The organism is Streptomyces sp. 796.1 (assembly GCF_047525675.1).
GTDB lineage: Bacteria > Actinomycetota > Actinomycetes > Streptomycetales > Streptomycetaceae > Streptomyces.
Window position 1 is genome coordinate 53,184 of sequence record NZ_JBLIWA010000045.1, and the last position, 23,637, is coordinate 76,820.

At 72.9% G+C, this 23,637-nt stretch carries 16 protein-coding genes and 2 tRNA genes; 10 read left to right on the top strand and 8 right to left on the bottom strand.

Going from position 1 to position 23,637, the window contains the following annotated elements:
* Window positions 1–93: 93 nt before the first annotated feature.
* Window positions 94–1,299 carry a cation:proton antiporter gene (locus tag ACMA1D_RS26620; protein ID WP_414726547.1) on the bottom strand — a complete coding sequence of 402 codons (1,206 nt, stop codon included), beginning with the start codon at window positions 1,297–1,299 and terminating at the stop codon, window positions 94–96.
* A gap of 665 nt (window positions 1,300–1,964) precedes the next feature.
* On the opposite strand from ACMA1D_RS26620, the gene ACMA1D_RS26625 reads away from it, so the two are divergent.
* From ACMA1D_RS26625 to ACMA1D_RS26640, 4 genes are all read left to right on the top strand, one after another.
* On the top strand, window positions 1,965–2,717 hold the full coding sequence (locus ACMA1D_RS26625) for an ABC transporter ATP-binding protein (protein ID WP_414726571.1): 753 nt from the start codon (window positions 1,965–1,967) through the stop codon (window positions 2,715–2,717).
* The gene (locus ACMA1D_RS26630; RefSeq protein WP_414726572.1) at window positions 2,717–5,248 is read left to right on the top strand and encodes an FtsX-like permease family protein; all 2,532 of its coding nucleotides are present in this window, start codon (window positions 2,717–2,719) and stop codon (window positions 5,246–5,248) included. Before ACMA1D_RS26625 ends, ACMA1D_RS26630 begins: the two co-directional genes overlap by 1 nt.
* Window positions 5,249–5,400: 152 nt before the next feature.
* Window positions 5,401–5,856, top strand: a complete 456-nt coding sequence (locus tag ACMA1D_RS26635; protein WP_414726548.1) for an HD domain-containing protein — start codon at window positions 5,401–5,403, stop codon at window positions 5,854–5,856.
* A gap of 818 nt (window positions 5,857–6,674) precedes the next feature.
* Entirely contained in the window at window positions 6,675–6,869 is a 195-nt protein-coding gene (locus ACMA1D_RS26640) for a hypothetical protein (protein ID WP_414726549.1), read from the top strand.
* A gap of 635 nt (window positions 6,870–7,504) precedes the next feature.
* Here ACMA1D_RS26640 and ACMA1D_RS26645 read toward each other — a convergent pair.
* Window positions 7,505–7,578 (bottom strand) — tRNA-Gly (locus ACMA1D_RS26645).
* A 220-nt stretch (window positions 7,579–7,798) separates the two neighbouring features.
* On the opposite strand from ACMA1D_RS26645, the gene ACMA1D_RS26650 reads away from it, so the two are divergent.
* The 5 genes from ACMA1D_RS26650 to clpX all read left to right on the top strand — a co-directional run bounded on the left by ACMA1D_RS26650 (window position 7,799) and on the right by clpX (window position 13,017).
* Window positions 7,799–7,875, top strand: a tRNA-Pro gene (locus tag ACMA1D_RS26650).
* Window positions 7,876–8,318: 443 nt separating this feature from the next.
* A complete protein-coding gene (tig, locus tag ACMA1D_RS26655; protein WP_414726550.1) occupies window positions 8,319–9,746 on the top strand; it encodes a trigger factor in 1,428 nt (475 codons plus the stop codon).
* A gap of 487 nt (window positions 9,747–10,233) precedes the next feature.
* The gene (locus tag ACMA1D_RS26660) at window positions 10,234–10,851 is read left to right on the top strand and encodes an ATP-dependent Clp protease proteolytic subunit (RefSeq protein ID WP_349995027.1); all 618 of its coding nucleotides are present in this window, start codon (window positions 10,234–10,236) and stop codon (window positions 10,849–10,851) included.
* A gap of 62 nt (window positions 10,852–10,913) precedes the next feature.
* Entirely contained in the window at window positions 10,914–11,567 is a 654-nt protein-coding gene (locus ACMA1D_RS26665) for an ATP-dependent Clp protease proteolytic subunit (RefSeq protein ID WP_414726573.1), read from the top strand.
* A 163-nt stretch (window positions 11,568–11,730) separates the two neighbouring features.
* Entirely contained in the window at window positions 11,731–13,017 is a 1,287-nt protein-coding gene (clpX, locus tag ACMA1D_RS26670; protein ID WP_176161603.1) for an ATP-dependent Clp protease ATP-binding subunit ClpX, read from the top strand.
* Between the two features lie 145 nt (window positions 13,018–13,162).
* Here clpX and ACMA1D_RS26675 read toward each other — a convergent pair whose 3' ends face one another.
* Window positions 13,163–14,131 (bottom strand): hypothetical protein, encoded by a 969-nt coding sequence (locus ACMA1D_RS26675; RefSeq protein WP_414726551.1) that lies wholly within the window; start codon window positions 14,129–14,131, stop codon window positions 13,163–13,165.
* 109 nt (window positions 14,132–14,240) lie between these two features.
* Window positions 14,241–15,455, bottom strand: coding sequence for a hypothetical protein (locus ACMA1D_RS26680; protein WP_414726552.1), 1,215 nt, complete (start codon window positions 15,453–15,455; stop codon window positions 14,241–14,243).
* Between the two features lie 140 nt (window positions 15,456–15,595).
* On the opposite strand from ACMA1D_RS26680, the gene ACMA1D_RS26685 reads away from it, so the two are divergent.
* Window positions 15,596–18,229, top strand: a complete 2,634-nt coding sequence (locus ACMA1D_RS26685) for a valine--tRNA ligase (RefSeq protein ID WP_414726553.1) — start codon at window positions 15,596–15,598, stop codon at window positions 18,227–18,229.
* 143 nt (window positions 18,230–18,372) lie between these two features.
* On the opposite strand, the gene ACMA1D_RS26690 is transcribed toward ACMA1D_RS26685, so the two are convergent.
* From ACMA1D_RS26690 to ACMA1D_RS26705, 4 genes are all read right to left on the bottom strand, one after another.
* Entirely contained in the window at window positions 18,373–19,731 is a 1,359-nt protein-coding gene (locus tag ACMA1D_RS26690; RefSeq protein ID WP_414726554.1) for a glycosyltransferase, read from the bottom strand.
* A 248-nt stretch (window positions 19,732–19,979) separates the two neighbouring features.
* Entirely contained in the window at window positions 19,980–21,110 is a 1,131-nt protein-coding gene (wecB, locus tag ACMA1D_RS26695; RefSeq protein WP_414726555.1) for a non-hydrolyzing UDP-N-acetylglucosamine 2-epimerase, read from the bottom strand.
* A 233-nt stretch (window positions 21,111–21,343) separates the two neighbouring features.
* Window positions 21,344–22,318 (bottom strand): response regulator transcription factor, encoded by a 975-nt coding sequence (locus tag ACMA1D_RS26700; RefSeq protein WP_414726556.1) that lies wholly within the window; start codon window positions 22,316–22,318, stop codon window positions 21,344–21,346.
* Window positions 22,315–23,589, bottom strand: coding sequence for an ATP-binding protein (locus ACMA1D_RS26705; protein ID WP_414726557.1), 1,275 nt, complete (start codon window positions 23,587–23,589; stop codon window positions 22,315–22,317). Before ACMA1D_RS26705 ends, ACMA1D_RS26700 begins: the two co-directional genes overlap by 4 nt.
* Window positions 23,590–23,637: the final 48 nt, after the last annotated feature.

Here is a 23,637-nt window from a genome sequence, read left to right on the forward strand (position 1 = left end):
CACGCATCCACGTACGCCACGCATCCACGTACGCGAAAGGCCGGGCGCGTTCTCGCTGCGCCCGGCCTCCTCGCGTCGGTCATCCGTCGCCGCCTACTCGGGGTCGGTCCCCGCGCCTTTGCCCTTGCCTTGGAGCGCGCCGGCCTTGGGCGGCTCGGGCCGGTCGCCGCCGGGGAGGAAGCGGGCCAGCAGGTGCGCGTTGGCCGCCGCCAGTGGGCTGAGGACGGCGAGGATCAGCACGTAGCCGGCGATGAACGGGGAGAGCCGGTCGTCCAGGCCCGCGCCCGCCGCCATGGTCGCGAGGATCAGCGCGAACTCGCCCCGGGCCAGCAGCGCGGTGGAGATGTTCGCCGCGGGCTGGGCGCCGAACCCGTACAGCCGCGCGGCCACCTGGCCCGCCGCCACGTTCATCACGATCGTCACGGCCACCGCGATGGCCACCGGGCCGAGCACCTTCGGCAGGTCACCGGGGTCGATGGAGAGGCCGAAGGCGAAGAAGAAGATCGCGCCGAAGGCGTCGCGCAGCGGGTGCACGAGCTTGCGGATGCGGTTGCCGGACGCGGTGCTGCCGAGCATCAGACCGACCATGAACGCGCCGATCGCATCGGCCACGCCGAACCACTCGGAGACGCCCGCCACGAAGACCGCGGCCCCCAGGAAGGAGATCACCAGCAGCTCGTTGTCACGGGTGGCGAAGAGCCGGCCGATCAGGTCGATGCCCCAGCGCGCCAGCGCGGCGAGCACCAGCAGGAAGCCGAACGCCTTGCCCGCGTCGAGCGCGGCCGACGACAGGCTGTCGGCGCCGGAGATCACGGGCTGGAGCGCCGCCAGGTAGAGCGCGAGGAAGATGTCCTCGACCACGATGATGCCGAGGATCGGCTTGGTCTCCGGATTGCCGATCCGCCCGAGGTCCACCAGGACCTTCGTCACGATCGCCGACGAGGAGATGCCGAGCACACCGGCGAGCACCAGCGCCTCGGAGGTGCCCCAGCCGAGCGCGAAGCCGAAGACGAGACCGGCGCCCACGTTCAGCGTGAGATAGGCGCCGCCCGCGATGGCCATCTTGCGGCCACCGGTCTTGAGGTCGTCCATGTGGAACTCAAGACCGAGGTAGAAGAGCAGCAGGACCAGGCCGAGCGCCGAGAGCATCTCGAACTCGTGCGGGTCTTCCACCAGGACGATGCCCGGCGTGTTGGGGCCCAGCAGGATGCCGGCCAGGATGAACAGGGGAATGGTGGGCAGCCCGATGCGCGCGCCCAGGCGGGCGAGCACCGCGGCGGCGAGGAACGCCCCGCCCATGGCGATGAGGGTGTCCGCGTGTCCGATGGCTCCTCCAGAGGTTGGCCCGACGGTGAGGTCAAGGGGGAGTCAAGAAGTCGTATGTAATTAGTTTACCAAACGATTATTCGACCCTGCCGTCAGACCGGAATGTCCCACTCCACAAACGTACGCGCCCTCGCCCGAACCGGCTCCGGGACCGATCCCCCGCATCGGCCGTCGGGTTTTCCCCACCCCCGATCCGCCGGTGACCGCCATGGCCGCGAGGTGCCCGCCATCCGTAGGTTCGAGGTGTTGAAAGACCACGTCAGCCGGGTGCCGACCACACCCGGGACACAGGCGCTGCGCACCGCCGGGTGCACGCGCCGCAACAGCGAAGGACGGGACAGACGATGGGGCTGCGGAACAGGCGTCGCACCAAGCCGGATGCGGGGCACCCGACGCCCGGCCGACCCACCCCCGGCCCCGTCCCACCCGCCCCCGGCACTGCGCCGGCCTACGGCGCCCCGTACGGCGCTGCATCTGGCGCCGCCCACGCCGCTCCGCACGGAACGGGCCCCGGCCCGGCGTACGGCACCGCACCCAACGCCCCGTACGGCGCACCGCCCCGGCCCCACACCCACCCGGCCCCCGCCGGCCCGCCGCCGGCCGCGCCCGGCGCGCCCACCGGTGACTGGGCCGTCGAACTGCGCGGCGTGCGCCGCCAGTACGGGCGCGGCTCCGGCACCGTGCACGCCCTGCGCGGCATCGACCTCGCCCTGCCCCGCGGCAGCTTCACCGCCGTCATGGGCCCCTCCGGATCGGGCAAGTCGACCTTCCTCCAGTGCGCCGCCGGACTCGACCGGCCCACCGAAGGCTCGGTGCGGCTCGGCGGCACCGAGATCACCGGCATGAAGGAGAACGAGCTCACCGCGCTGCGCCGGAGCCGCCTCGGCTTCGTCTTCCAGGCGTTCAACCTGCTGCCCTCGCTCACCGTCGAACAGAACGTGCTGCTCCCGATGCGGCTCGCCGGCCGCCGCCCCGACCGCACGGCCGCCGCCCAGGTGCTCGCCCAGGTCGGCCTCGACGCCCACGCCGGCCGCCGCCCCGGCCAGCTCTCCGGCGGCCAGCAACAGCGCGTGGCCATCGCCCGCGCCCTGGTCACCCGGCCCGACGTGGTCTTCGCCGACGAGCCGACCGGCGCCCTGGACACCGGCACCGCGGCCGAGGTGCTGGCCCTGCTGCGGCACGCCGTGGACGCGCTCGCCGCCACCGTCGTCATGGTCACCCACGACCCGACCGCCGCCAGCTACGCCGACCGCGTGCTCTTCCTCGCCGACGGCGCCATCGCCGACCAGCTCACCCGGCCCAGCGCCGAGCAGATCGCCGCCCGGATGACCTCCCTCACCGCACGCACCCGCAAGGCCCCGCACCACGCGACGGCAGGGGCGGTGGCATGATGGCGCGCTCCCTCACCAACGGCCTGGCCCGGGCGGCCATCCGCTTCAAGCCCGCCTCCTTCGCCGGCACCTTCGTCGCCCTGATGATGGCCGCCCTGATCGTCTCGGCCTGCGGCATCCTGCTGGAGAGCGGCGTACGGGCAGCCGCGCCGCCCCAGCGGTACGCGGACGCCCCCGTGGTCGCAGCGGCGGAGCAGAAGGCCCACTACGAGACCGGCGCCGGCGACCAGGAGGGCACGCTGCTGCCCGACACCGCGCGGCTCGACGCCCGCCTGGTCACGAAGGTCTCCCGGGCCCCCGGCGTCGCCGCCGCCATCCCCGACCTCAGCTACCCGCTGCGCACCACCGCCGGCACCGTCACCGCGCACGGCTGGGGCTCCACCGCCTTCACCGGCACCAAGCTCGCCAGCGGCGCCGCCCCGCGCGCCGCGGACGAGGTCGTGCTCGACGCGGCCACCGCCCGCGCGGCGCGCCTGACCGTCGGCTCCCACACCACCGTGACCAGCGCCGACGGCGCCCACCGGGTCCGCGTTACCGGCATCGCCGCGCCGCACGCCAGGGCCGCCGTCAACGCGCCCACCGCCTGGCTCACCGACCAGCGCGCCGACGCGCTCTCCGGCCACCCCGGCAAGATCGACGCGATCGCCGTCCTCCCGAAGCCGGGCACCAGCACCGGCGACCTGGCCGACCAGGTCGAGCGGGCCGTGGCCGGCAAGGCCAAGGTGCACACCGGCGACGACCGCGGCGGTGTGGAAGAGCCCGGCGTCGCCGGGGCCAAGGACGTCCTCGTCGGCGTCGGCGGCAGCTTCGGCGGCGTCGCCACGCTCGTCGCGATCTTCACCACCGCCGGCACCGTGGCGCTCTGCGTCAGCCAGCGCTCCCGCGAGTTCGCCCTGCTGCGCGCCATCGGCGCCACCCCGCGGCAACTGCGCCGCTCGGTGGCGACCGAGGCCCTGCTGGTCGCCCCGCTGGCCGGCGCGCTCGGCTGCCTGCCCGGCATCGCCCTGGCGCACTGGTGGTTCGACCAACTCCGCGACAAGGGCGCCATCCCCGACGGCGTCCAACTCCACGTCACCTGGCTGCCGCTGCTGTGCGCGGTCGGCGCCGGGCTGCTCGCCGCGGTGTGCGCCGGGCTGCTCGCGGCCCGCCGCCCCGCGAAGATCAAGCCGGGCCAGGCGCTCAGCGAGGCCGCGGTGGAACGCTTCAAGCCCGGCGTCATCCGTACCGTCATGGGCGCCGGCGCGCTGGTCGGCGCCATCACGCTGGCCGGCGTCGCGGCCGAGGAGAGCGGCGACGACGCGGCCAACCTCGCACTCGGCGTCGTCATGCTCTTCATGCTCGCGGTCAGCCTGCTCGGGCCGATCATCGCCCGGCTCTGCGCCTGGCTCATCGGGTTGCCGCTGCGCCTCGGCGGCCCCGCCGCCCACCTCGCGGCGGCCAACACCCGCGCCAACTCCCGCCGACTCGCCTCCGCCCTCACCCCCATCGTGCTGGCCATGGCCTTCTCCTCGACCCTGGTGTTCCTGCACACCAGCCAGGCGCACGCGGCATCCGACCAGCGCCGCGCCGGAGTCGTCGCCGACCACGTCATCAGCTCGCCCGACGGGCTGCCCGCCGGCACCGCGGCCCGCGCCGCCCGCACCCCGGGCGTGGCCACCGCCGTCGGCCTGCTGCGCACCGGCGCCCTCGTACAGACCGGCTCCGGCGAGAGCCGCATGTTGATCAACGTCCCCACCCAGGGGATCTCCGGCACCGGCAGCCAACTGCGCGCCGTCCAGGACCTGGACCTGCGCAGCGGCGACCAGGCCGCCATCGGCCGCCCCGGCACCGTCGCCGTCGACCACCTGCTGGCCGACGCGACCGGCGTCGAGGTCGGCGAGCGGCTGCGGATCGTGCTGCCCGACGGCACGGTCAGCCGCCCCGAGGTGGTCGCCACCTACGGGCGGGGCCTCGGGCTGGCCCAGCTCACCCTGGCGCGCTCGACGCTCGCCCCGCACGTGACCTCCGGGTTCGACAGCGACGTCCTGGTCAAGCGGGCCCCGGGCGGCGACCCGGCGAAGGTGGCCGCGGCCCTCGCCCCGCTCGGCGAGGTCACCGACCCCGACGGGTACGCGGCGGCCCAGGACAAGGACAGCGAACTCAACGCCTGGGCCAACACCACCATGGCCGTCGTCCTGGGCGGATTCGCCGCCGTCGCCGCCGCCAACACCCTCGTCATGACGGTCTTGGACCGGCGCCGGGAGTTGGGCATGTTGCGCCTGGTCGGCTCGACCCGGCGGCAGATCCTCGGCATGGTCCGCTGGGAGGCCCTGTTGGTCGGCGGCGCCGGCGTGGCCATCGGCACCGCCATCGCGCTGATCACGCTCAACCCGATGACCCACGGCATCACCGGCCAGGCCCCGCACATCCCGGCCGGCCTGTACGCCTCCATCGCCGGCGCCGCCGTCCTGCTCGGCCTGGCCTCCACCGCCCTGCCGGCCCGCCTGGCCCTGCGCCAGACGGCCCTGAGCGGCGCGGGCCAGCGCCAGTAGCGCCCCACCGGCCGCCCCCCCCGGGGCCCACCGGTGAAACTGGGTACCCGGGCGGTGCACCCCTCGTGCACCGCCCGGGTACGCGCCGTCCACGGCCCGCGGCGCGGCGAGGCGGGTACGGGCCCAGCGGGCGAAGGAACGAGGAGTTGACGATGTCGGTGTTGACGCTGGCGGAGGTCGAGGCGCTGGCCCGTGAGGCACACGCCGGGCAGTGCGACAAGGCGGGCCGCCCGTACGCGGAGCACCTGGCGGCGGTTGCGGAGGGGGTGCGCAGCCGCGGCGGCAGCGCCGAACAGATCGCGGCGGCCTGGCTGCACGACGCGGTCGAGGACGGGGTCGTCCCCGACGGCTGGCTGGCCACGGCACCGCTGACGCCGCACACCAAGGCGCTGGTCGACGCGATGACCCGGCGCCCGGGGGAGATCCTTGAGGCGTACGCGACCCGGCTGCGCGCCACCCCGGGCGCCCTGCTCATCAAGGAGGCCGACGTGGCCCACAACGCGGACCCGGAGCGGCTGGCCAGGCTCGACCCCGCCACCCGCGAGCGGCTGACCGCGAAGTACGCCCGCACCCGCGAACTCCTGGGCTTCCCCGATCCGACCACCTGAGGGGCCCGTGCGGTCACCGCACCTGTCCGCGCGGGCCCGCGTATCCCGTCCGCGTTCTCCGCGGCCGGCTCCCGGCCCTCGTCGCGCCGCCGTCGCGCGCCTCGGCGTCCGGTGGTTGGACGACGGTCGTGGAAACGCGCACCGGGGAGCGGCCACCGCGCGGCCGGCCGCACCCCCGGCGACGCGGCCCGCCCCTGCGCCCCGGCCGTGCGCCGTTCAGCAGGGAGTCCGAGATCGATGAGGCGCCATAGTGGCCACGGCCCACGGTTCAAAACTTTGCTGTTCGTTTCCGTTGCGCATGGTTCAACAGCGGACAGGCCGGATCCGCCGGCCCCGGCGGGCCGCCCCGGGCGGCACTCCCCGCGCCCTCAACCCAGGGGCTTTCGCGGCATTTTGTTGTCTTTGCTGGGATATCTAGAGCTGTGCCGTCTTTCGTGGAATTCCTTGGTGAATGTTCCGCATGGAGGGCGGCGCATCTGCTGTCGAAAATATGCAGAGTTCCCGGAAGCAATGTGTTTGTAAGGGCCACCAACGTAGGGGATTCGGCCGAATTTATGCGGCGTTGAGCCGCCGGTCGACGCCCGCCGGACCGCCCGGTACGCCCGAAAACTGGGCCCCGCCTCACTCCAGGAAGCGATTCGCGCCACCGTGACGACGCCCGGACGGGCCCTCCGCGCGGCATACGCGGTTGGCCAATGATTCGTCACCTGGCCCCAACCATCACTCACTTGGTGGCACGATGGTTCAGGTGGGGGTGTGCGGGGCCGCGCTCCTCCCCGGGCCGGAGACGTGTTGCGACCGAGGGCGAGGGATCAGTCGTGGTTATTTCCCTGTCTGTTGTGCTGCTAGTTGGCATAATTTTGGTGTTTATCTTCAGGGCGGGAAAGATCAAGGCTGTCCCCATGCTCGTCTCCATCCTCTTCGGATTCCTGCTGGCATCCACCGATGCCTCCCCGGACATCCAAGAGTTCTTGGACAACGTCGCCGACAGCATCAGCGACATCGAGTTCTAACCGGCGCACGCCCGTGCCCCGCCGCGCGCCCAGCAGGGCGCCCCGTGGGGCAGCGGCGCGGACGGCCGGGGCGGTGACGGCGCTGGACGGCGTCGCCTTGCCCTGACGCGTGCGATGACGCCCCCTCCGATCGACCCTGCCCGGCGCTGACCAGTGCTGGGCAGGCGTTCGCTGCTGCCGGTCGTGGCCGGTGGGCGCCGGTCGCGGCACGGTGTGGCGCCGGGCAGCTCGGCAGCACCGATCGGCGTCCGTGGGCGAACCGTGCCGGGCGGCTGGCGCGGGCCGGGCGCGAGGTCTCTGGAGTCTCCACACCCGGGGCCGCTCGCACAAGGGGAAGCGCACGCAGCAACGGACACGGCAACGGACTCCGCGTCGCCGCCCGTTGCCGCACCCACACCTGTGTCCGAGCCCGTGGCTGCGCCCGTGCCCGTATCCGGCCGCGGCGGGGCGCGTACCGATGCGTACGGGCAAGGTGTCGCCGCGGCGTCAGCGTCCCGTGGCCGCGTGCGCCCGTAACCCCGCTGGACCCGGTCCCGGCGCCCCGTGCGAACGCCGACGGACCCCCGCGAACGCCGGCAGGAACGCCGACGGCCCGGCGGCGGAAGATTCCGCGTGCCGGGCCGTAGGCGAAGAAGTGGAGCGGGCGACGGGAATCGAACCCGCGTAGCCAGTTTGGAAGACTGGGGCTCTACCATTGAGCTACGCCCGCGCGCCACCTGCGAGAGGTGAACGTCCTGTGCCGGGTGACCGTGTCCCCCTCGCCCCACACCAGCCGCCGTAAGGGCCGCTCTGTGTGGACCTCGGCGGGTCCGGCCGTGGCACGAGGTGCATCGTAGCGGGTCAGCCCCGGCTTTCGCACACTCTTCTCGGGTCCGCGAATAAGTGGCAGCCAGGAGTCCGATCGGCATGTACCCTACGTGTCGCACCGACGGGGTGTGGCGCAGCTTGGTAGCGCGTCCGCTTTGGGAGCGGAAGGTCGTCGGTTCGAATCCGGCCACCCCGACCAGCAGCATCCATCAACACCAGCCACCAGCGTCATCGACCGGCACCGTTCAGGTGCCGCGGTGACCCGCGGCCCGGCGCCCGGCCCCTGCGGGCGGCCCGCGCGGCCCCGGCCCGCCCACCGGGCGCCTGCCACCAGCGGCCCGACCCGGGGCCGGAGGGGCGGCCGTGAACGGGCATGATCCCGTTGGGGGGATGCTCGCGCTTGCGGTTACTATGCAAGCTGCGCGCCTGTGTCTGTGATGACGGGAATGGGCCCGCCCCTGGTATCCCCTGGTAGGACGGCCCCCGGTCACCCGGCGGGCCGCTTCGCCAAGGGGCGTGATCCGCAGCGTCGCCGCAGTCCCCACAAGCTGTGGTCGCGCGCAGGCACGCACACCAGGTGCAGCAACAGTTGCGGCACCCGATGCAGAAACCCCCAGAAGTCAGCCCCAAGGAGACCGAACCGTGAAGAGCGCCGTGGAGACCCTGAACCCGACCCGGGTTCGGCTCACTGTCGAGGTGCCCTTCGAGGAGCTCAAGCCCAGCCTCGACGCGGCGTACAAGAAGATCAACCAGCAGGTCACGGTGGCGGGCTTCCGCAAGGGCAAGATCCCGGCCCGGGTCATCGACCAGCGCTTCGGCCGCGGTGCGGTGCTGGAGGAGGCCGTCAACGACGCGCTCCCGAAGTTCTACACCGACGCGGTCAACGAGGGTGAGCTCAACGTCCTCGGCCAGCCCGAGGTGGACATCACCGAGCTGAAGGACGGCGAGCTGCTGGCCTTCACCGCCGAGGTGGACGTCCGCCCCGAGATCGAGATCCCGGACTACTCCGGCATCGAGGTCACCGTCGACGCGGTCGAGGTCTCCGAAGAGGACATCGACAAGTCGGTCGAGCAGCTCCGCGACCGCTTCGCCACCACCTCCGTGGTCGAGCGCGCCGCCGCCGAGGGCGACACGGTCACCATCGACCTGGAGGCCAAGGTCGACGGCGAGGTGCTGGAGGACGGCGTCGCGCAGGGCGTCGCGTACACCATCGGCTCCGGCCAGCTCCTCGACGGCATCGACGAGGCCGTGACCGGCCTGGCCGCCGGCGGGACCGCCACCTTCACCTCCGAGCTCAAGGGCGGCTCCGCCGAGGGCAAGGAGGCCGAGGTCAAGGTGGACGTCACCGAGGTCAAGTCGCGCGAACTGCCCGCCCTGGACGACGAGTTCGCCCAGCTCGCGAGCGAGTTCGACACCCTGGACGAGCTGCGCGCCGACAGCCGCAAGCGGCTTGAGCAGATGAAGAAGTACGACCAGGCCACCCAGGCCCAGGAGAAGGTGCTCGACGCCCTCCTGGAGCTGGCCGAGATCCCGATCCCGGAGAAGCTCCTCCAGGACGAGATCGAGACCCGCAAGCACAACCTGGTCAGCCACCAGCTCGGCCAGATGGGCCTCGACCTCAAGAAGTACCTGGAGATCCAGGGCAAGACCGAGGAAGAGTTCGACGCCGAGACCAAGGAGCAGGCGGAGAAGGGCATCAAGACCCAGTTCATCCTTGATGAGCTGGTCAACAAGGAGAAGCTCCAGGTCGGCCAGGAAGAGCTGACCGAGCACCTGATGCGCCGTGCCCAGTCCTCCGGCATGAGCCCGGACCAGTTCGCGCAGGCCGTCGTCGAGGGCGGCCAGGTGCCGATGCTCGTCGGTGAGGTCGCCCGCGGCAAGGCGCTCGCGGTCGTCGTCGAGGCCGCCAAGGTCACCGACAGCAACGGCGAGGTCGTGGACCTGGAGGACGAGGAGGAGGACGAGGCCGGCGAGACGGTCGAGGCCGCCGAGTCGACCGAGGCCGCTGACTCCGCCGACGCCGCCGAGGCGAAGGACGACGCCAAGGCCGAGGAGAAGTCCGAGGGCTGAGCCCCGGCCTGATCCCGGCACGGGACGGCATGGCACGGGTCCGGACGCACCAGCGTCCGGGCCCGTGCCCGTCCCGGCCCGGTGCGCGGCGCCAGGCGCCCGCATCGAACCCGTACGCCCGCGGCGTACGCGCGTACGACCCCCGGGGGTGCGGGGCCACGGTCAGGTCGCGGCTGCCCGCCGGGCGCGGCTGTGCGCCCGTTCGCCGGACGGTCGGCGCCCTGACGAACGTGCAGCCGCAGCGCCGGCAGATCGGCGCTCCACGAGCCGCTCAGCGCTCCCTAGCCTGCGCTCACAGCGAACAGTTCCTGATGCGGGATGGCGTTGTCCGACCTGCGCGTTAGGGTCCGGTAGTACGAGGGCAGGGGTGGCGCTGCGGGAAGCCCCGGAGCGTGCAGGGTGGGCGCTCCACGGCGCCGTGCACCCCGCGCCCGCACGAAGACGCTGAGACGGCTCGCGGCCGTCGAATCAACGAGCAGGTGGATACGTGACGAATCTGATGCCTTCCGCCGCCGGCGAGCCGACCGTCGGTGGCGGCCTCGGTGACCAGGTCTACAACCGGTTGCTCGGGGAGCGGATCATCTTCCTCGGCCAGCCGGTCGACGACGACATCGCCAACAAGATCACCGCGCAGCTACTCCTGCTCGCCGCGGACCCGGAAAAGGACATCAACCTCTACATCAACAGCCCGGGCGGTTCCATCTCGGCCGGCATGGCGATCTACGACACCATGCAGTTCATCCCGAACGACGTGGTCACCATCGCCATGGGCCTCGCCGCGTCGATGGGGCAGTTCCTGCTCAGCGCGGGCACCCCGGGCAAGCGTTTCGCGCTGCCGAACGCCGAGATCCTGATCCACCAGCCCTCCGCCGGCCTGGCGGGCTCGGCCTCGGACATCAAGATCCACGCCGAGCGGCTGCTGCACACCAAGAAGCGGATGGCCGAGCTGACCGCCTTCCACACCGGCCAGACCGTCGAGCAGATCACCCGTGACTCCGACCGCGACCGCTGGTTCTCCGCCGAGGAGGCCAAGGAGTACGGCCTGATCGACGACGTCATGGCCTCCGCCGCGAGCGTTCCGGGCGGCGGCGGCACCGGGGCCTGAGCGGCGCCCGAGCTTCCACACCCAGCAGCCCACCGAACGCCATCAGGATGGTGAACACGCAGATGAACATCAACGCCGGTAGCGGTCTGTACCAGGGCCCGACCGCCGAGTCGCGGTACGTGGTCCCGCGCTTCGTGGAGCGCACCTCGCAGGGCGTGCGCGAGTACGACCCGTACGCCAAGCTCTTCGAGGAGCGGGTGATCTTCCTCGGCGTCCAGATCGACGACGCCTCCGCCAACGACGTCATGGCGCAGCTCCTGTGCCTGGAGTCGATGGACCCCGACCGCGACATCTCGATCTACATCAACTCGCCCGGCGGCTCGTTCACCGCGCTGACCGCGATCTACGACACGATGCAGTTCGTCAAGCCCGACATCCAGACGGTCTGCATGGGGCAGGCGGCCTCGGCCGCGGCCGTGCTGCTCGCGGCCGGCACGCCCGGCAAGCGGATGGCGCTGCCCAACGCGCGGGTGCTGATCCACCAGCCGTACAGCGAGACCGGGCGCGGGCAGGTCTCCGACCTGGAGATCGCGGCCAACGAGATCCTGCGGATGCGTTCGCAGCTCGAAGAGATGCTGGCCAAGCACTCCACGACGCCGATCGAGAAGATCCGCGACGACATCGAGCGCGACAAGATCCTCACCGCTGAGGAGTCGCTGGCGTACGGTCTGGTGGACCAGATCGTGTCGACCCGCAAGAGTTCCGTTTCGGTTTGATCCGCCGCGCCGGGTTCGGCCCCTCTTGGCGGGCACTCGACGCCCACGTGGATCGAGTCAGGCCAAGGGGGGCCCGAACGGGGGCCCCGGCAAGGTACCGTCGATAGGCAAGCACCCGGGTCTGCGCAAGCGTTGCAGATCCCAGGCGAAGGGGAAGCACCTCGTGGCACGCATCGGTGACGGCGGCGACCTGCTCAAGTGCTCGTTCTGCGGGAAGAGCCAGAAGCAGGTGAAGAAGCTCATCGCAGGCCCCGGTGTGTACATCTGCGACGAGTGCATCGACCTCTGCAACGAGATCATCGAGGAGGAGCTCGCGGAGACCTCCGAGGTGCGTTGGGAGGAGCTTCCCAAGCCCCGTGAGATCTACGAGTTCCTTGAGGGCTACGTGGTCGGGCAGGAGGCCGCGAAGAAGGCGCTCTCGGTGGCGGTCTACAACCACTACAAGCGCGTTCAGGCCGGCGAGGCCGCCAGCAGTCGGGACGACGGCATCGAGCTGTCGAAGTCCAACATCCTGCTCCTCGGGCCGACCGGCTCCGGCAAGACGCTGCTCGCGCAGACGCTGGCTCGGATGCTCAACGTGCCCTTCGCCATCGCCGACGCCACCGCGCTCACCGAGGCCGGTTACGTGGGCGAGGACGTCGAGAACATCCTGCTCAAGCTCATCCAGGCCGCTGACTACGATGTCAAGAAGGCCGAGACCGGGATCATCTACATCGACGAGATCGACAAGGTGGCCCGTAAGAGCGAGAACCCCTCGATCACCCGCGACGTCAGCGGCGAGGGCGTGCAGCAGGCGCTGCTGAAGATCCTGGAGGGCACCACCGCCTCCGTGCCGCCGCAGGGCGGTCGCAAGCACCCGCACCAGGAGTTCATCCAGATCGACACGACGAACGTGCTGTTCATCGTGGGTGGCGCGTTCGCCGGCCTGGAGAAGATCATCGAGTCCCGGGCGGGCGCCAAGGGCATCGGCTTCGGCGCCACCATCCGCTCCAAGCGGGAGATCGAGGCCAGCGACCAGTTCCAGGAGGTCATGCCGGAGGACCTGGTGAAGTTCGGGATGATCCCCGAGTTCATCGGCCGGCTCCCGGTCATCACCTCGGTGCACAACCTGGACCGCGAGGCGCTGCTCCAGATCCTGGTCGAGCCGCGCAACGCGCTCGTCAAGCAGTACCAGCGGCTGTTCGAACTCGACGGCGTGGAGCTGGAGTTCGACCGCCCGGCCCTGGAGGCCATCGCCGATCAGGCCATCCTGCGCGGCACCGGCGCCCGTGGCCTGCGGGCCATCATGGAGGAGGTCCTCCAGTCGGTGATGTACGAGGTGCCCTCGCGCAAGGACGTGGCCCGCGTGGTCATCACCGAAGAGGTCGTCCACTCGCACGTCAACCCGACCCTGGTGCCGCGCGAGCCGCGCATCGTCGGCAAGGACGAGCGGCACGAGAAGAGCGCGTAGCGCACCTCAGGACATCGCACGCAACCGCGGGGCGCCCGGCCAACAGGCAGGGCGCCCCGCGCGTTTGACGTCGTGTCAGGCGCGTCGCCCGGTGCGCCCGCGGCCCGCCCCGCGCGGCTCGCCGGCGCCGGGGCGGGCCGCGGGATCACCGTGGGATGCGGGCGTCCTTGTACGCCTGGGCCGTGAGGTCGGCCGTGCGGCTCAGGTCGATCGCGCCGGGGTTGGTGACGGTCAGCGGGTCCACCACCAGCACCACGCCGACGGTGCTGGGGTCGCCCCAGGAGCACACCTGCATCGGGATCGTCGACTCCAGCAACTGGCACTTGAGGATGGTGCCGTCGAAGCCGACCGGGGTGAAGGTCTGTGCCGCGGTCTTCGGCTTGGCACCCCCACCGATCATCTGGCGCAGCACCCAGTCGACGCTGCCCTCGGGGTCGGTCGAGGTGCCGTAGGCCCCGCCGAAGGAGAGCTGCTGCTTGCCCGTCCCCACGTAGTCGGCCGACACCGACTTCTCGGTGGTGAAGCCGGTCGGCTCCTGCTCGCCCTCGCCGAGGCCGTCGTCCGTGTCGCCGGCGCCCTTGCGGGTGTAGGTGCTGGCGAGGATCTTCGGCGTGGTGAGCTGGTAGCGGGTGGTGGCGGGCTGGGTGGGGCCGGGCTCCGGGCCGTCGGTGCCGCCGGTCGCGCCGGGGTCGGTGGTGCCCTCCTTGCCGCCGGTGTCACCGCTGTCGGTGTCGCCGCTCTCGACGACCGACTCCTTCTTCTGGTCCTTCTTGGCCGAGTCGTCGCTGTCCCCGCCGCCGAAGGCGATGATCCCGCCGACGACGGCCGCCACCACCACGACCGCGCCCACGGCGAGGCCGATCGCCTTGTTCCGGTTGCCACCGCCCGGCGGCGGCACCGGCGGGCCCGGCTGTCCGTACGGGCCCGGCTGCCCGTACGGCCCCGGCTGCGGTGGATAGCCGTAGCCGGGCTGGGGCTGCCCGTACGGGCCGGGCTGCGGCTGCTGCGGGTAGCCGTAGCCGGGGTCGCCAGCCACGCCGCCCTGGCCGTAGGGCCCGGGCGGCGGAGGTTGCGGTGGCTGGTGGCCGTAGGGGCCGGGCTGCTGGTGGCTCATGGGTTCCCTCGTTCGTACTGCGTCGTTTCGTGGTCGGTACGGGGCGGCGGGTCAGCCCCGGGGTCCGACGCGCCGCCGCCCCGTGACCGCCCTGCGGTGGGGTGGCGGGTCAGCCCCGTTCCACCCGGGCGTCGTTGCGTACCTCGGCGGCCAGGCCCGCCGCCTCGTCCAGTGTCATGCCCGTGCCAGTGACCAGGGCGGCCGGGTCGGCCATGACGGTCACGCCGACCGTGCTGTCGTCACCCCAGACGCAGGCGGGGGCCGTGATGGCTCCCTTCGGCGAGGTGAATTTCAGCTCCTGGCACTTGAGCACGTCGCCGTCGAAGCCCTCGGGCGTGAAGGACTGCGGGCTGCCCAGGGTCTCGGCCGTGCCGTCCTCGCTGAGCGCCTTGGTGATCACGGCAAGGGCGATGTCGGCGGCCCGCTCCGGGTCGGTCACCTTCCCCCACACGCCGCTGAACTGGAGTTTCTTCTGGCCCGGCGTCTGGTAGTTGGCCGAGATCGGATGGGCGTCCTCCACCACCGGCATCTCGCGCAACTGCGCCTTGCCGGCCGGGGTGAGGTTGCTCTCGTCCTTGCCCTCGCCGACGCGCTGGTAGTCGCTGGCCACCGTCTGCGGCGTGGTCAGCTCGTACCTCTGCGCGTCGTCGCCGGCGAACAGCAGAAAGCCGCCGACCGCGGCCACCACGACCGCGATCGCCCCACCGATGACCAGCCCCTTCTTCCCGAGCCGCCGCCCGCCGCCGCCCGGGCTCCCGCCGGTGGTGGCGGGCCCGTAGCCGGCGGGCTGCGGCTGCTGCCCGTAGCCGGTCTGCGGCTGGTGCGGCTGGGGCTGTGGCTGCGCGTAGCCGCCGCTCACCTGCGGGAAGGACGCGGTGGGCTGCTGGCTCGCCGCGTACGGGTTCGGGGCTGGCTGCCCGTAACCGCCGGGCTGCGGGGCCGCGGGGGTGCCGTAGCCGCCGACCTGGGGCGGGGCGGGTTGGGCCGGTGTGGGCTGGCCGTAGCCGGGCTGGGCGGCGGGCTGTGCGTACGGGTTCGCCGGCTGGCCGTAGCCGCCCGGCTGGGGCTGTGGTGCGGGGGTGCCGTAGCCGCCGGCCGGCGGCTGGGGCTGGACCGGTGACTGGGCCTGGGCCTGGGGCGGCGGGGTCCCGTAGCCGCCGGGCTGGGGCTGTGGGGTCTGCTGGCCCGGCTGGGTGGGGGCGGCCGGGTAGCCGTAACCGGGTTGGCCCGCATAGGGGTTGGGCGTGTGGGGACCGCCACCGCCGGCGCCGTGCGGTCCTGGCTGCTCGCCGTAGGGCCCGGGCTGCGGCTGGTGGTGGCTCATAGGGCGACTCCCCGGTGTGTTGAAGGCCACGCGCGACAGTCGCGCCTCAGCCAGCATCCTCCCGGACGCCGCGGGGTGCCCTCACGCCGGGGCGAACAACGGGTTCGTAACGGCGCACCCCAGGACCGTAGAATCGGCCCGTGACCGACAACACTCAGCGCCCGCACGACGGGCACAACAGCGCCGCCCCCGAACTGCCGACCCAGTACGCGCCGGCCGAGGTAGAGGGGGAGCTGTACGAGCGCTGGGTAGAGCGTGGTTACTTCGAGGCGGACGCGGCGAGCGAGAAGCCGCCGTTCACGGTCGTCATCCCGCCGCCCAACGTCACCGGCAGCCTGCACCTGGGTCACGCCTTCGAGCACACGCTGATCGACGCCGTCACCCGCCGCAAGCGGATGCAGGGCTTCGAGACGCTGTGGCAGCCGGGCATGGACCACGCCGGCATCGCCACCCAGAACGTCGTCGAGCGGGAGCTCGCCAAGGACGGCAAGTCCCGGCACGACCTGGGGCGCGAGGCGTTCGTGGAGCGGGTCTGGCAGTGGAAGGGCGAGTCCGGCGGGCAGATCTCCGGCCAGATGCGCCGGCTCGGCGACGGCGTCGCCTGGTCCCGCGAGCGCTTCACCATGGACGAGGGGCTCTCCCGCGCCGTCCAGACGATCTTCAAGAAGCTCTACGACGACGAGCTGGTCTACCGCGCCGAGCGGATCATCAACTGGTGTCCGCGCTGTCTGACGGCCATCTCGGACATCGAGGTGGAGTACCAGGAGGACGACGGCGAGCTGGTCTCCATCCGGTACGGCGAGGGCGAGGCGTCCCTGGTCGTGGCCACCACCCGGGCCGAGACGATGCTCGGTGACACGGCCGTCGCCGTCCACCCGGACGACGAGCGCTACCGCCACCTGGTCGGCACCGAGATCGAGCTGCCGCTCACCGGCCGCCGCATCCCGATCGTCGCCGACGCGCACGTCGACCCGGAGTTCGGCACCGGCGCGGTCAAGGTCACCCCGGCCCACGACCCCAACGACTTCGAGATCGGCCAGCGGCACGACCTGCCGACCCTCGCCGTCCTGGACGAGCGCGGCGTGATCACCGCGCACGGCCCCTTCGAGGGCCTGGACCGCTTCGAGGCGCGCAGCGCCATCGTGGCCGCGCTGCGCGCCGAGGGCCGCATCGTCGCCGAGAAGCGCCCGTACAAGCACTCGGTCGGGCACTGCTCGCGCTGCAAGACCACCATCGAGCCGCGGCTGTCCATGCAGTGGTGGGTCAAGGTCGGCCCGCTGGCGCAGCCGGCGGGTGACGCGGTCCGTGACGGCCGGGTCACCATCCACCCGCAGGAGATGACCAAGCGATACTTCGACTGGGTGGACAACCTGCACGACTGGTGCATCTCGCGCCAGCTCTGGTGGGGCCACCGCATCCCGGTCTGGTACGGGCCGAGCGGCGAGATGGTCTGCGTCGGCCCGGACGAGGAGCCGCCCACCGGCCCGGGCTGGCACCAGGAGACCGACGTCCTGGACACCTGGTTCTCCTCCGGTCTGTGGCCCTTCTCCACCCTGGGCTGGCCGGAGCAGACCGAGAGCGTCGAGAAGTTCTATCCCAACTCGATCCTGGTCACCGGCTACGACATCCTCTTCTTCTGGGTCGTCCGGATGATGATGTTCGGCATGTACGCGATGGACGGCACCCCGCCGTTCCAGACCGTGGTGCTGCACGGCATGGTCCGCGACCAGTTCGGCAAGAAGATGTCCAAGTCCTTCGGGAACGCGGTCAACCCGCTCGACTGGATGGACCGGTACGGCTCCGACGCGGTCCGCTTCACGCTGGCCAGGGGCGCCAACCCGGGCACCGACGTGCCGATCGGCGAGGACTGGGTGCAGGGCTCCCGCAACTTCGCCAACAAGATCTGGAACGCCACCCGCTTCGCGCTGATGAACGGTGCGACGGTGCAGGGCCCGCTGCCGGCGCCCGACGAGCTGTCGGCCGCCGACCGGTGGATCCTGTCCCGGCTGAACACGGTCGTGGCCGAGGTGGACGCGCTCTACGAGGACTACCAGTTCGCGAAGCTCTCCGACGCGCTGTTCCACTTCGCGTGGGACGAGGTCTTCGACTGGTACGTGGAGCTGACCAAGACCACCTTCCAGGCCGGCGGCCCGGCCGCGGACGCCGCCCGGCGGGTGCTCGGCGAGGTCCTGGACGTGACGCTGCGGCTGCTGCACCCGGTGGTCCCGTTCGTCACCGAGACCCTGTGGACGGCGCTGACCGGCCGTGAGTCGCTGGTGGTCGCCGAGTGGCCGACCGACAGCGGCTTCCGCGACGCGGCGGCCGAGCGGGAGATCACGGTGGTCCAGGAGCTCGTGACCGAGGTCCGCAGGTTCCGCGCCGACCAGGGGTTGCAGCCGGGCCAGAAGGTGCCGGCCAGGCTGGACCTGACGGGCACCGGGCTCGCCCCGCACGAGGACGCCATCCGTGCGCTGCTGCGGCTCCAGCCGGAGGGCGAGGGCTTCACCGCGACGGCCTCGCTGCCGGTCGTGGGCGCGACCGTGGCGCTCGACCTGTCGGGCACCATCGACGTGGCGGCCGAGCGCAAGCGGCTGACGAAGGACCTGGCGGCGGCGGAGAAGGAGAAGGCGGCGGCCACCGCCAAGCTCGGCAACGAGGCGTTCCTCGCCAAGGCGCCGGAGCCGGTGGTCGACAAGATCCGTACCCGGCTGGCGACGGCCGAGGCGGACATCGAGCGCATCTCCGCCCAACTCGCGGGGCTGCCGGAAGCGTGACACGCGCGCGGCCGGCCGGGTCGTTGACCGGGCGGCCGTGGCGGGCTGATCTGGACTGATGGCCGAGGGGCCCCGCACCGAGCACGGTGCGGGGCCCCTCGCGTTGCCGGGGCGCGCCTGCGCGGGCCGCGGACGCGCTCCGTTCAGCTCTCGATGGCGACCGGACCTGCCGTGACCGCCTCGGCGTTCCTGCGGGTCTTCGCCCAGCCGCTGCGCCCGCGGACCATGCGGCCAAGGGCCCGGGCCGAGGCGGGGAAGAGGTGGTACGCGTACAGCCACAGCGCCAGTCCCCAGCCCAGCGACACCGCCAGGGAGCGGTCGGGGGCGCGGTCGCGCCGGTAGACCGGGCCCCACAGCAGGAACGGGGCGATGGAGACCGCGGCGAGGCCGGCGGCCAGCGGCCACAGCGCGACCAGGCCGGCGAGGGCCCCGGCTCCCGCGCCGCCCGCGACGTCGAGGCCGACGGACACGCCGAGCAGCAGGCACAGGGCGAGCGTGAGCAGGTGCGCGACCGGCTGGAAGAAGGTGTACAGCGTCTCCAGGACGCCCCGGGCGCCGTAGTGCCGGGAGGCGATCACGCGGGGTGCGTACCGCAGGCACTGGAGGTTGCCCTGGGCCCACCGGGTGCGCTGGGTGAGCAGCCGGCGGGCGTGCGGCAGGCCCTCCTGGGAGACCCAGGTGTCGGCGACGTGGGTGATCTGGTAGCCGCCGAGGATCATGTGCAGGCCCAGTTCGTAGTCCTCCAGGAGGGCGCCGCGCTGCCAGGGGCGCCGTTCGGCGGCGGCGATCCGGTCGAGCGCGGTCAGGCGCGTGAACTGGCCGTTGCCGCCGAGGCCGACCGAACCGGTGCGGGTCCGCAGCAGTTGCATGCCGGCGTTGGACACCGAGAACTCCATGTCCTGCACCCGGACCAGGAGCCTGGCCAGCGCGTTGCGCAGCCTGCCGTGGTCGGGCAGCGGCCGGCGGTCGTCCACGTTCCGCATCCGCACGCTGACCTGCACGCCGCCGATCTCCGGGTCGCCGAAGGCGGCGGGCCCCGAGACCCGCTCCAGGGCGTGCGGCGCGAGATGGCCGTCGGCGTCGATGACGCAGACGACGACCCGCGCCCGGTCGGCCCCCGCCGGCAGGAACTCGTCGAGCTGGGCGTACGCGGCGTTGAGCGCGGCGCCCTTGCCGAGCCTGGCGTCGGGGCGCTCGCGGCGCACCAGGTGCACGCGTACGTCGCCGTCGGCGAGGCCGGCGACGATCTCCGCGGTGCGGTCGTCGCTGTCGTCGTCGATCACCCAGACGTGGGCCTCGGGGAAGTCGGCGCGCAGTCGCGCGACGGTGGTGCCGACCACGGCCTCCTCGTCGCGGCAGGGCACGAAGAAGTGCCAGTCGAACTCGCCCGGATCGCCGGGCACCAGCTCCGGCCGCCGCAGGTAGGCGTGGCGGGCGCCGGCCCAGTAGAGGAGGAAACAGAGCAGCAGCGCGAAGGGGAAGAGGAGGAGCACGAGGTGCATGGGGCCCTTATCTGGTCAGTCGGCGACGGGGACGGAGCGGCGGCCGGGCGCGCGGGCGCGTGGGTGGGCGGCGGTGGGGGCGCGCGTGTCGGTTCGTACGTGCCGGCTGTACGTGCCGGTCCGTACGGGGAGCCCCGTGGGCGGTGGTTCGTGCGTGACGGCTCGTACGCGGCGGCGGATGCGCGTGCGGGTTCGTACGCCGTGGCCCGTACGTGACGGCTCGTACGCGGAGCCCTGCGCGGGGCGGGTCAGGCCGCTGCGGTGAACTCCGTGCGGGCGGTGAGCTCCGTCAGCAGGTGCACGATGCGCTCGGAGGCGCGGCCGTCGCCGAACGGGCTCGGCAGGGTGGCCAGCCGGCGCAGCCCGCGCGCGGACTCGGCGAGGTGCCGTGCGGCCAGCTCGCCGATGGCCGGGCCCGGCTCGACCAGGTCGGCGAAGTCCACCATCGCCTCCGGGCGTTCGGTGGAGCGGCGTACGACGATCAGTGGCCGGCCGAGGACGGTGACCTCCTCCTGGATGCCGCCGGAGTCGGAGACGATCAGTGCGGCGTGCCGGGCCAGCGCCAGGAAGTCGCCGTACCCGAGCGGGCGGGTCACCCGCAGGCCCGTCAGCAGCCCCGCAAGGCCGGCCGCCGCGATGCGGGCCCGGGTGCGCGGGTGCAGCGGGAGCAGGACCGGCGTGCCGGCGGCGGCGATGGCGCCCAGTTGGTCGAGGACGGCGCGCAGCGCGTGCGGGTCGTCGGTGTTCTCCGGCCGGTGCACGGTGGCCAGCACGTAGCCGTCCGCGCGCAGCCCGTACGCGGTTAGCAGGTCGGAACGGGCGCCGGCGGGCGGGAGTTGGGCGTGCACGGCCTCGACGACGGTGTTGCCCGTCACCGCGATCCGCTCCTCGCGCACGCCCTCGGCCAGCAGGTTGGCCCGGTTCTCGGGGGTCGCCGCGCACAGCACGTCGGCGATGCGGTCGATCAGCACCCGGTTGTGCTCCTCCGGCATGTTCCGGTCGTGGCTGCGCAGCCCGGCCTCCACGTGCAGCAGCGGGATGCCGTGGGCGTTGGCGGCGAGGGCGCCGGCGAGTGCCGCGTTGGTGTCGCCCTGGACGACGACCGCGTGCGGCGGTTCGGCCGTGAAGAGCGTGTCGAGCTGGGCGAGCGCCGCGGAGATCTGGCCGGCGCGGCTCTGCCCGCCGACGCCGGTCAGGAAGGTGGGCTCGGGCAGGCCGAGTTCGGACAGGAAGCGGCCCGAGAGCTCCTCGTCGTAGTGCTGGCCGGTGTGGATCAGGTGGGCCGCGGGGCCCAGGAGGCGCACGAGGTCGGTGAGCTTGACGAGCTCGGGGCGGGTGCCGAGGACGATCGCGACGCCACGCGCGGGCAGGGAGTGCACGGCTGCTCCAGATGGGGGCCGGGGACGGGTTCAGCCGTGGAGTGTGGGCGGGGCCGGTTGTCGCGGCGGATGGCACTCGGTTGCTGCTCGGTTGCGGGTTGCCGGGCGGGCGCGATTCGGGACGAAGGTCCCGGGCGCGGGTGGGGCGTTCGGCCCATCCGAAGGTCCTGCTGTGCTGCGCCCGTGCTGCCCCCGCCCGTTCCGGCGCGGCCCCGCCGGTGCCCGCCGCGCGCTCAGGCGCCGCGCCCGGGCCCCGTGGGGTCGCGCTCCGTGTCGCCCGGCTCGCGGTAGCGGTAGCCGAGGCCGCGCACCGCCTCCAGTGGGTCGGCGGGGGAGGCGGTGCGGTTCGCGCCCGTGGAGTGGTCGGCGCCGGTGGGGTGGTTAGCGCCCCTGGAGTGGTCCGCGTCCGTGGGGTGGTTGGCGCCGGTGAGGTGGGGGAGTCGGGTGGGGTTCGAGGCGTCCGGGGCCGGGTCGCCGGGGTGGGGGATTCCGGTGGGGTCCGGGGCGGCCGGGGGCGGGCCGCCCGGGTGGGGGAGGCCGCCGTGGTCCCGGGCGGCCCCGCGCGGCGCACCGGGTTCCGGGCGCGTGGCCTGTTGGAGCTTGCGCCGCAGCCGCATCACCGCGAACTTCACCCGCTCCCGGCCCCGCCCCTCCGGTTCGCCCCACACCTGGTCCAGGAGCTGTTCCGTGGTGACGACCCGGCCGCGGCTGCGGACCAGGGTCTGGAGCAGCCGGAACTCGATGTCGCTCAGCCGCACCTCGACCCCGTGCCACACCGCCGACCTGCGCTCGGGCACCAGCCGCAGCCGCTGGTCGCCGTAGCTGCCGCTGCCGGCCCAGCGGGAGGCGGTGGTGCGGCGCAGCAGCGCCTCGACGCGGGCCAGCAGTTCGTCGTTGCCGAACGGCTTGGGCAGGAAGTCGTCGGCGCCGGCCCGCAGACCGCGCACCCGGGCGGCCTCGCTGCCGTACGCGGAGAGCAGGATGACGGGCAGGTCGGTGAGGTCCCGGGTGCGTTCGAGCACCTGCCAGCCGTCGAGTTCGGGCAGCCCGATGTCCAGGATCAGCAGGGCGGGCCGGTCGGCGAAGAGCCGCCGCAGCGCGGAGCGGCCGTCCGCGGCCTGGAGCACGGTGTAGCCGGCCCGGGTGAGGACGACGCGCAGCGCGAGCGCCAGGTCCGCGTCGTCCTCGACGACGAGCACCCGGGTCATGCCGCACCCCCTCGTGCGGTCTCCGCCGCCACGGTCCCGGGCGGTCCGCCGGTGGGATGGCCGATGCCGAGTGGGCCGGCGTACGGCAGGTGGATCGCGAAGACGGCGCCCGTGCCCTCCTGCCCGCTGACCGCGAGGGTGCCGCCGTGCAGCCGTACGACGTCCCGGCTGACGGCGAGCCCGATCCCGGTGCCCGGGTAGCCGCCGTGCAGGGCGTTGGGCGCGCGGACGAAGCCGGTGAAGACCTCCTCGCGGTACGCAGCGGGCACGCCGATGCCGGTGTCGGCCACCTCGATCCGCCAACCGGCGGGGCCTGGCGCGGCGGTCAGGCTGACGCTGCCGCCCGGCGGCGTGAACTTGGCGGCGTTCTCCAGCAGATTGGCGAGCACGGCGTGCAACCGGTGCTCGTCCGCCCATAGCTCGGGGCCGTCGGTGCAGGTCAGCGAGGTGAAGACGGCCGCTTCCGCGAGGGCGGCCGAGCGGTCGAGCACGGCGCGTTCGAGCAACTGCGGCACCCGCACCCAGCCGTACTCCATCTGGAGCTGCGCCGAACTGCTCGTGGTGGCCGCGAGCAGGTCGTTTATCTGGGCGTGCATCCGCTCGGCGTTGCGCCGGACGGCGGCGAGGAACTCCTGTTGCTCGCCCGTCAGCTCGCCGGACGCCGGGTCGGCGAGGAGTTCGCAGAAGCTGAGGATGGCCGCGAGCGGGGTGCGCAGCTCGTGCGAGGCGGAGGCGGCGAAGGCGCTGCGGTGCCGGATCAGCTCGGAGAGTGCCCGGTTGTCGCGTTCGAGGTCGCGTTCGGCGCGCTTGTTGGCGGTGATGTCCTGCACGGTCCACAGCGTGCCGAGCACCCTGCCGTGCTGTCGGACCGGCTCCAGCCGGCGGCGGATGGTCCTACCGTCGGCGAGCGGTATGTCGGCGGCCCGGTGCAGGGGTCGGGGCGGGTCGGCCGCGGGGGGCGCGCCGGCGGCCGGGGACCCGTCGGCGGACGGCTCGCTCCCGGCCGGGCCGGCCGGCGCCTCGGGCTCCGCGTGCGGGCGCGCGTACCGCTCGCGGTACGGCGGCGCGTAGAGCTCGGCCACGGCGTCGTGGACCGGGCCGAGCGGGGCGCCGGGCGCCAGGTCCACCCGGTCCGCCAGGTGGAACAGCCGGACGAACCGCTCGTTGGCCCCGACCACCCGGTCGTCGACGTCCGCGAGGACCGCCGCCAGCGGCAGCGTGTGCAACAGGGCAACGAGCCGGGCCCGGTCGTCGCACGGGGTGCCTGTCATCCAGCCCTCACCTGGTCCTTCACCTGGTCCTTCCACCGGCGGCCCGCG

What these genes read in the sequence shown, in the direction of transcription:
- ACMA1D_RS26665 (WP_414726573.1), top strand. Translation starts at nt 10,914, where the DNA reads ATGAACATCAACGCCGGTAGCGGTCTGTACCAGGGCCCGACCGCCGAG.
- ACMA1D_RS26630 (WP_414726572.1), top strand. Translation starts at nt 2,717, where the DNA reads ATGGCGCGCTCCCTCACCAACGGCCTGGCCCGGGCGGCCATCCGCTTC.
- ACMA1D_RS26680 (WP_414726552.1), bottom strand. Translation starts at nt 15,455, where the DNA reads ATGAGCCACCACCAGCCGCAGCCCGGGCCCTACGGCGAGCAGCCAGGA.
- ACMA1D_RS26635 (WP_414726548.1), top strand. Translation starts at nt 5,401, where the DNA reads ATGTCGGTGTTGACGCTGGCGGAGGTCGAGGCGCTGGCCCGTGAGGCA.
- ACMA1D_RS26705 (WP_414726557.1), bottom strand. Translation starts at nt 23,589, where the DNA reads ATGACAGGCACCCCGTGCGACGACCGGGCCCGGCTCGTTGCCCTGTTG.
- ACMA1D_RS26620 (WP_414726547.1), bottom strand. Translation starts at nt 1,299, where the DNA reads ATGGGCGGGGCGTTCCTCGCCGCCGCGGTGCTCGCCCGCCTGGGCGCG.
- ACMA1D_RS26700 (WP_414726556.1), bottom strand. Translation starts at nt 22,318, where the DNA reads ATGACCCGGGTGCTCGTCGTCGAGGACGACGCGGACCTGGCGCTCGCG.
- ACMA1D_RS26690 (WP_414726554.1), bottom strand. Translation starts at nt 19,731, where the DNA reads ATGCACCTCGTGCTCCTCCTCTTCCCCTTCGCGCTGCTGCTCTGTTTC.
- ACMA1D_RS26675 (WP_414726551.1), bottom strand. Translation starts at nt 14,131, where the DNA reads ATGAGCCACCAGCAGCCCGGCCCCTACGGCCACCAGCCACCGCAACCT.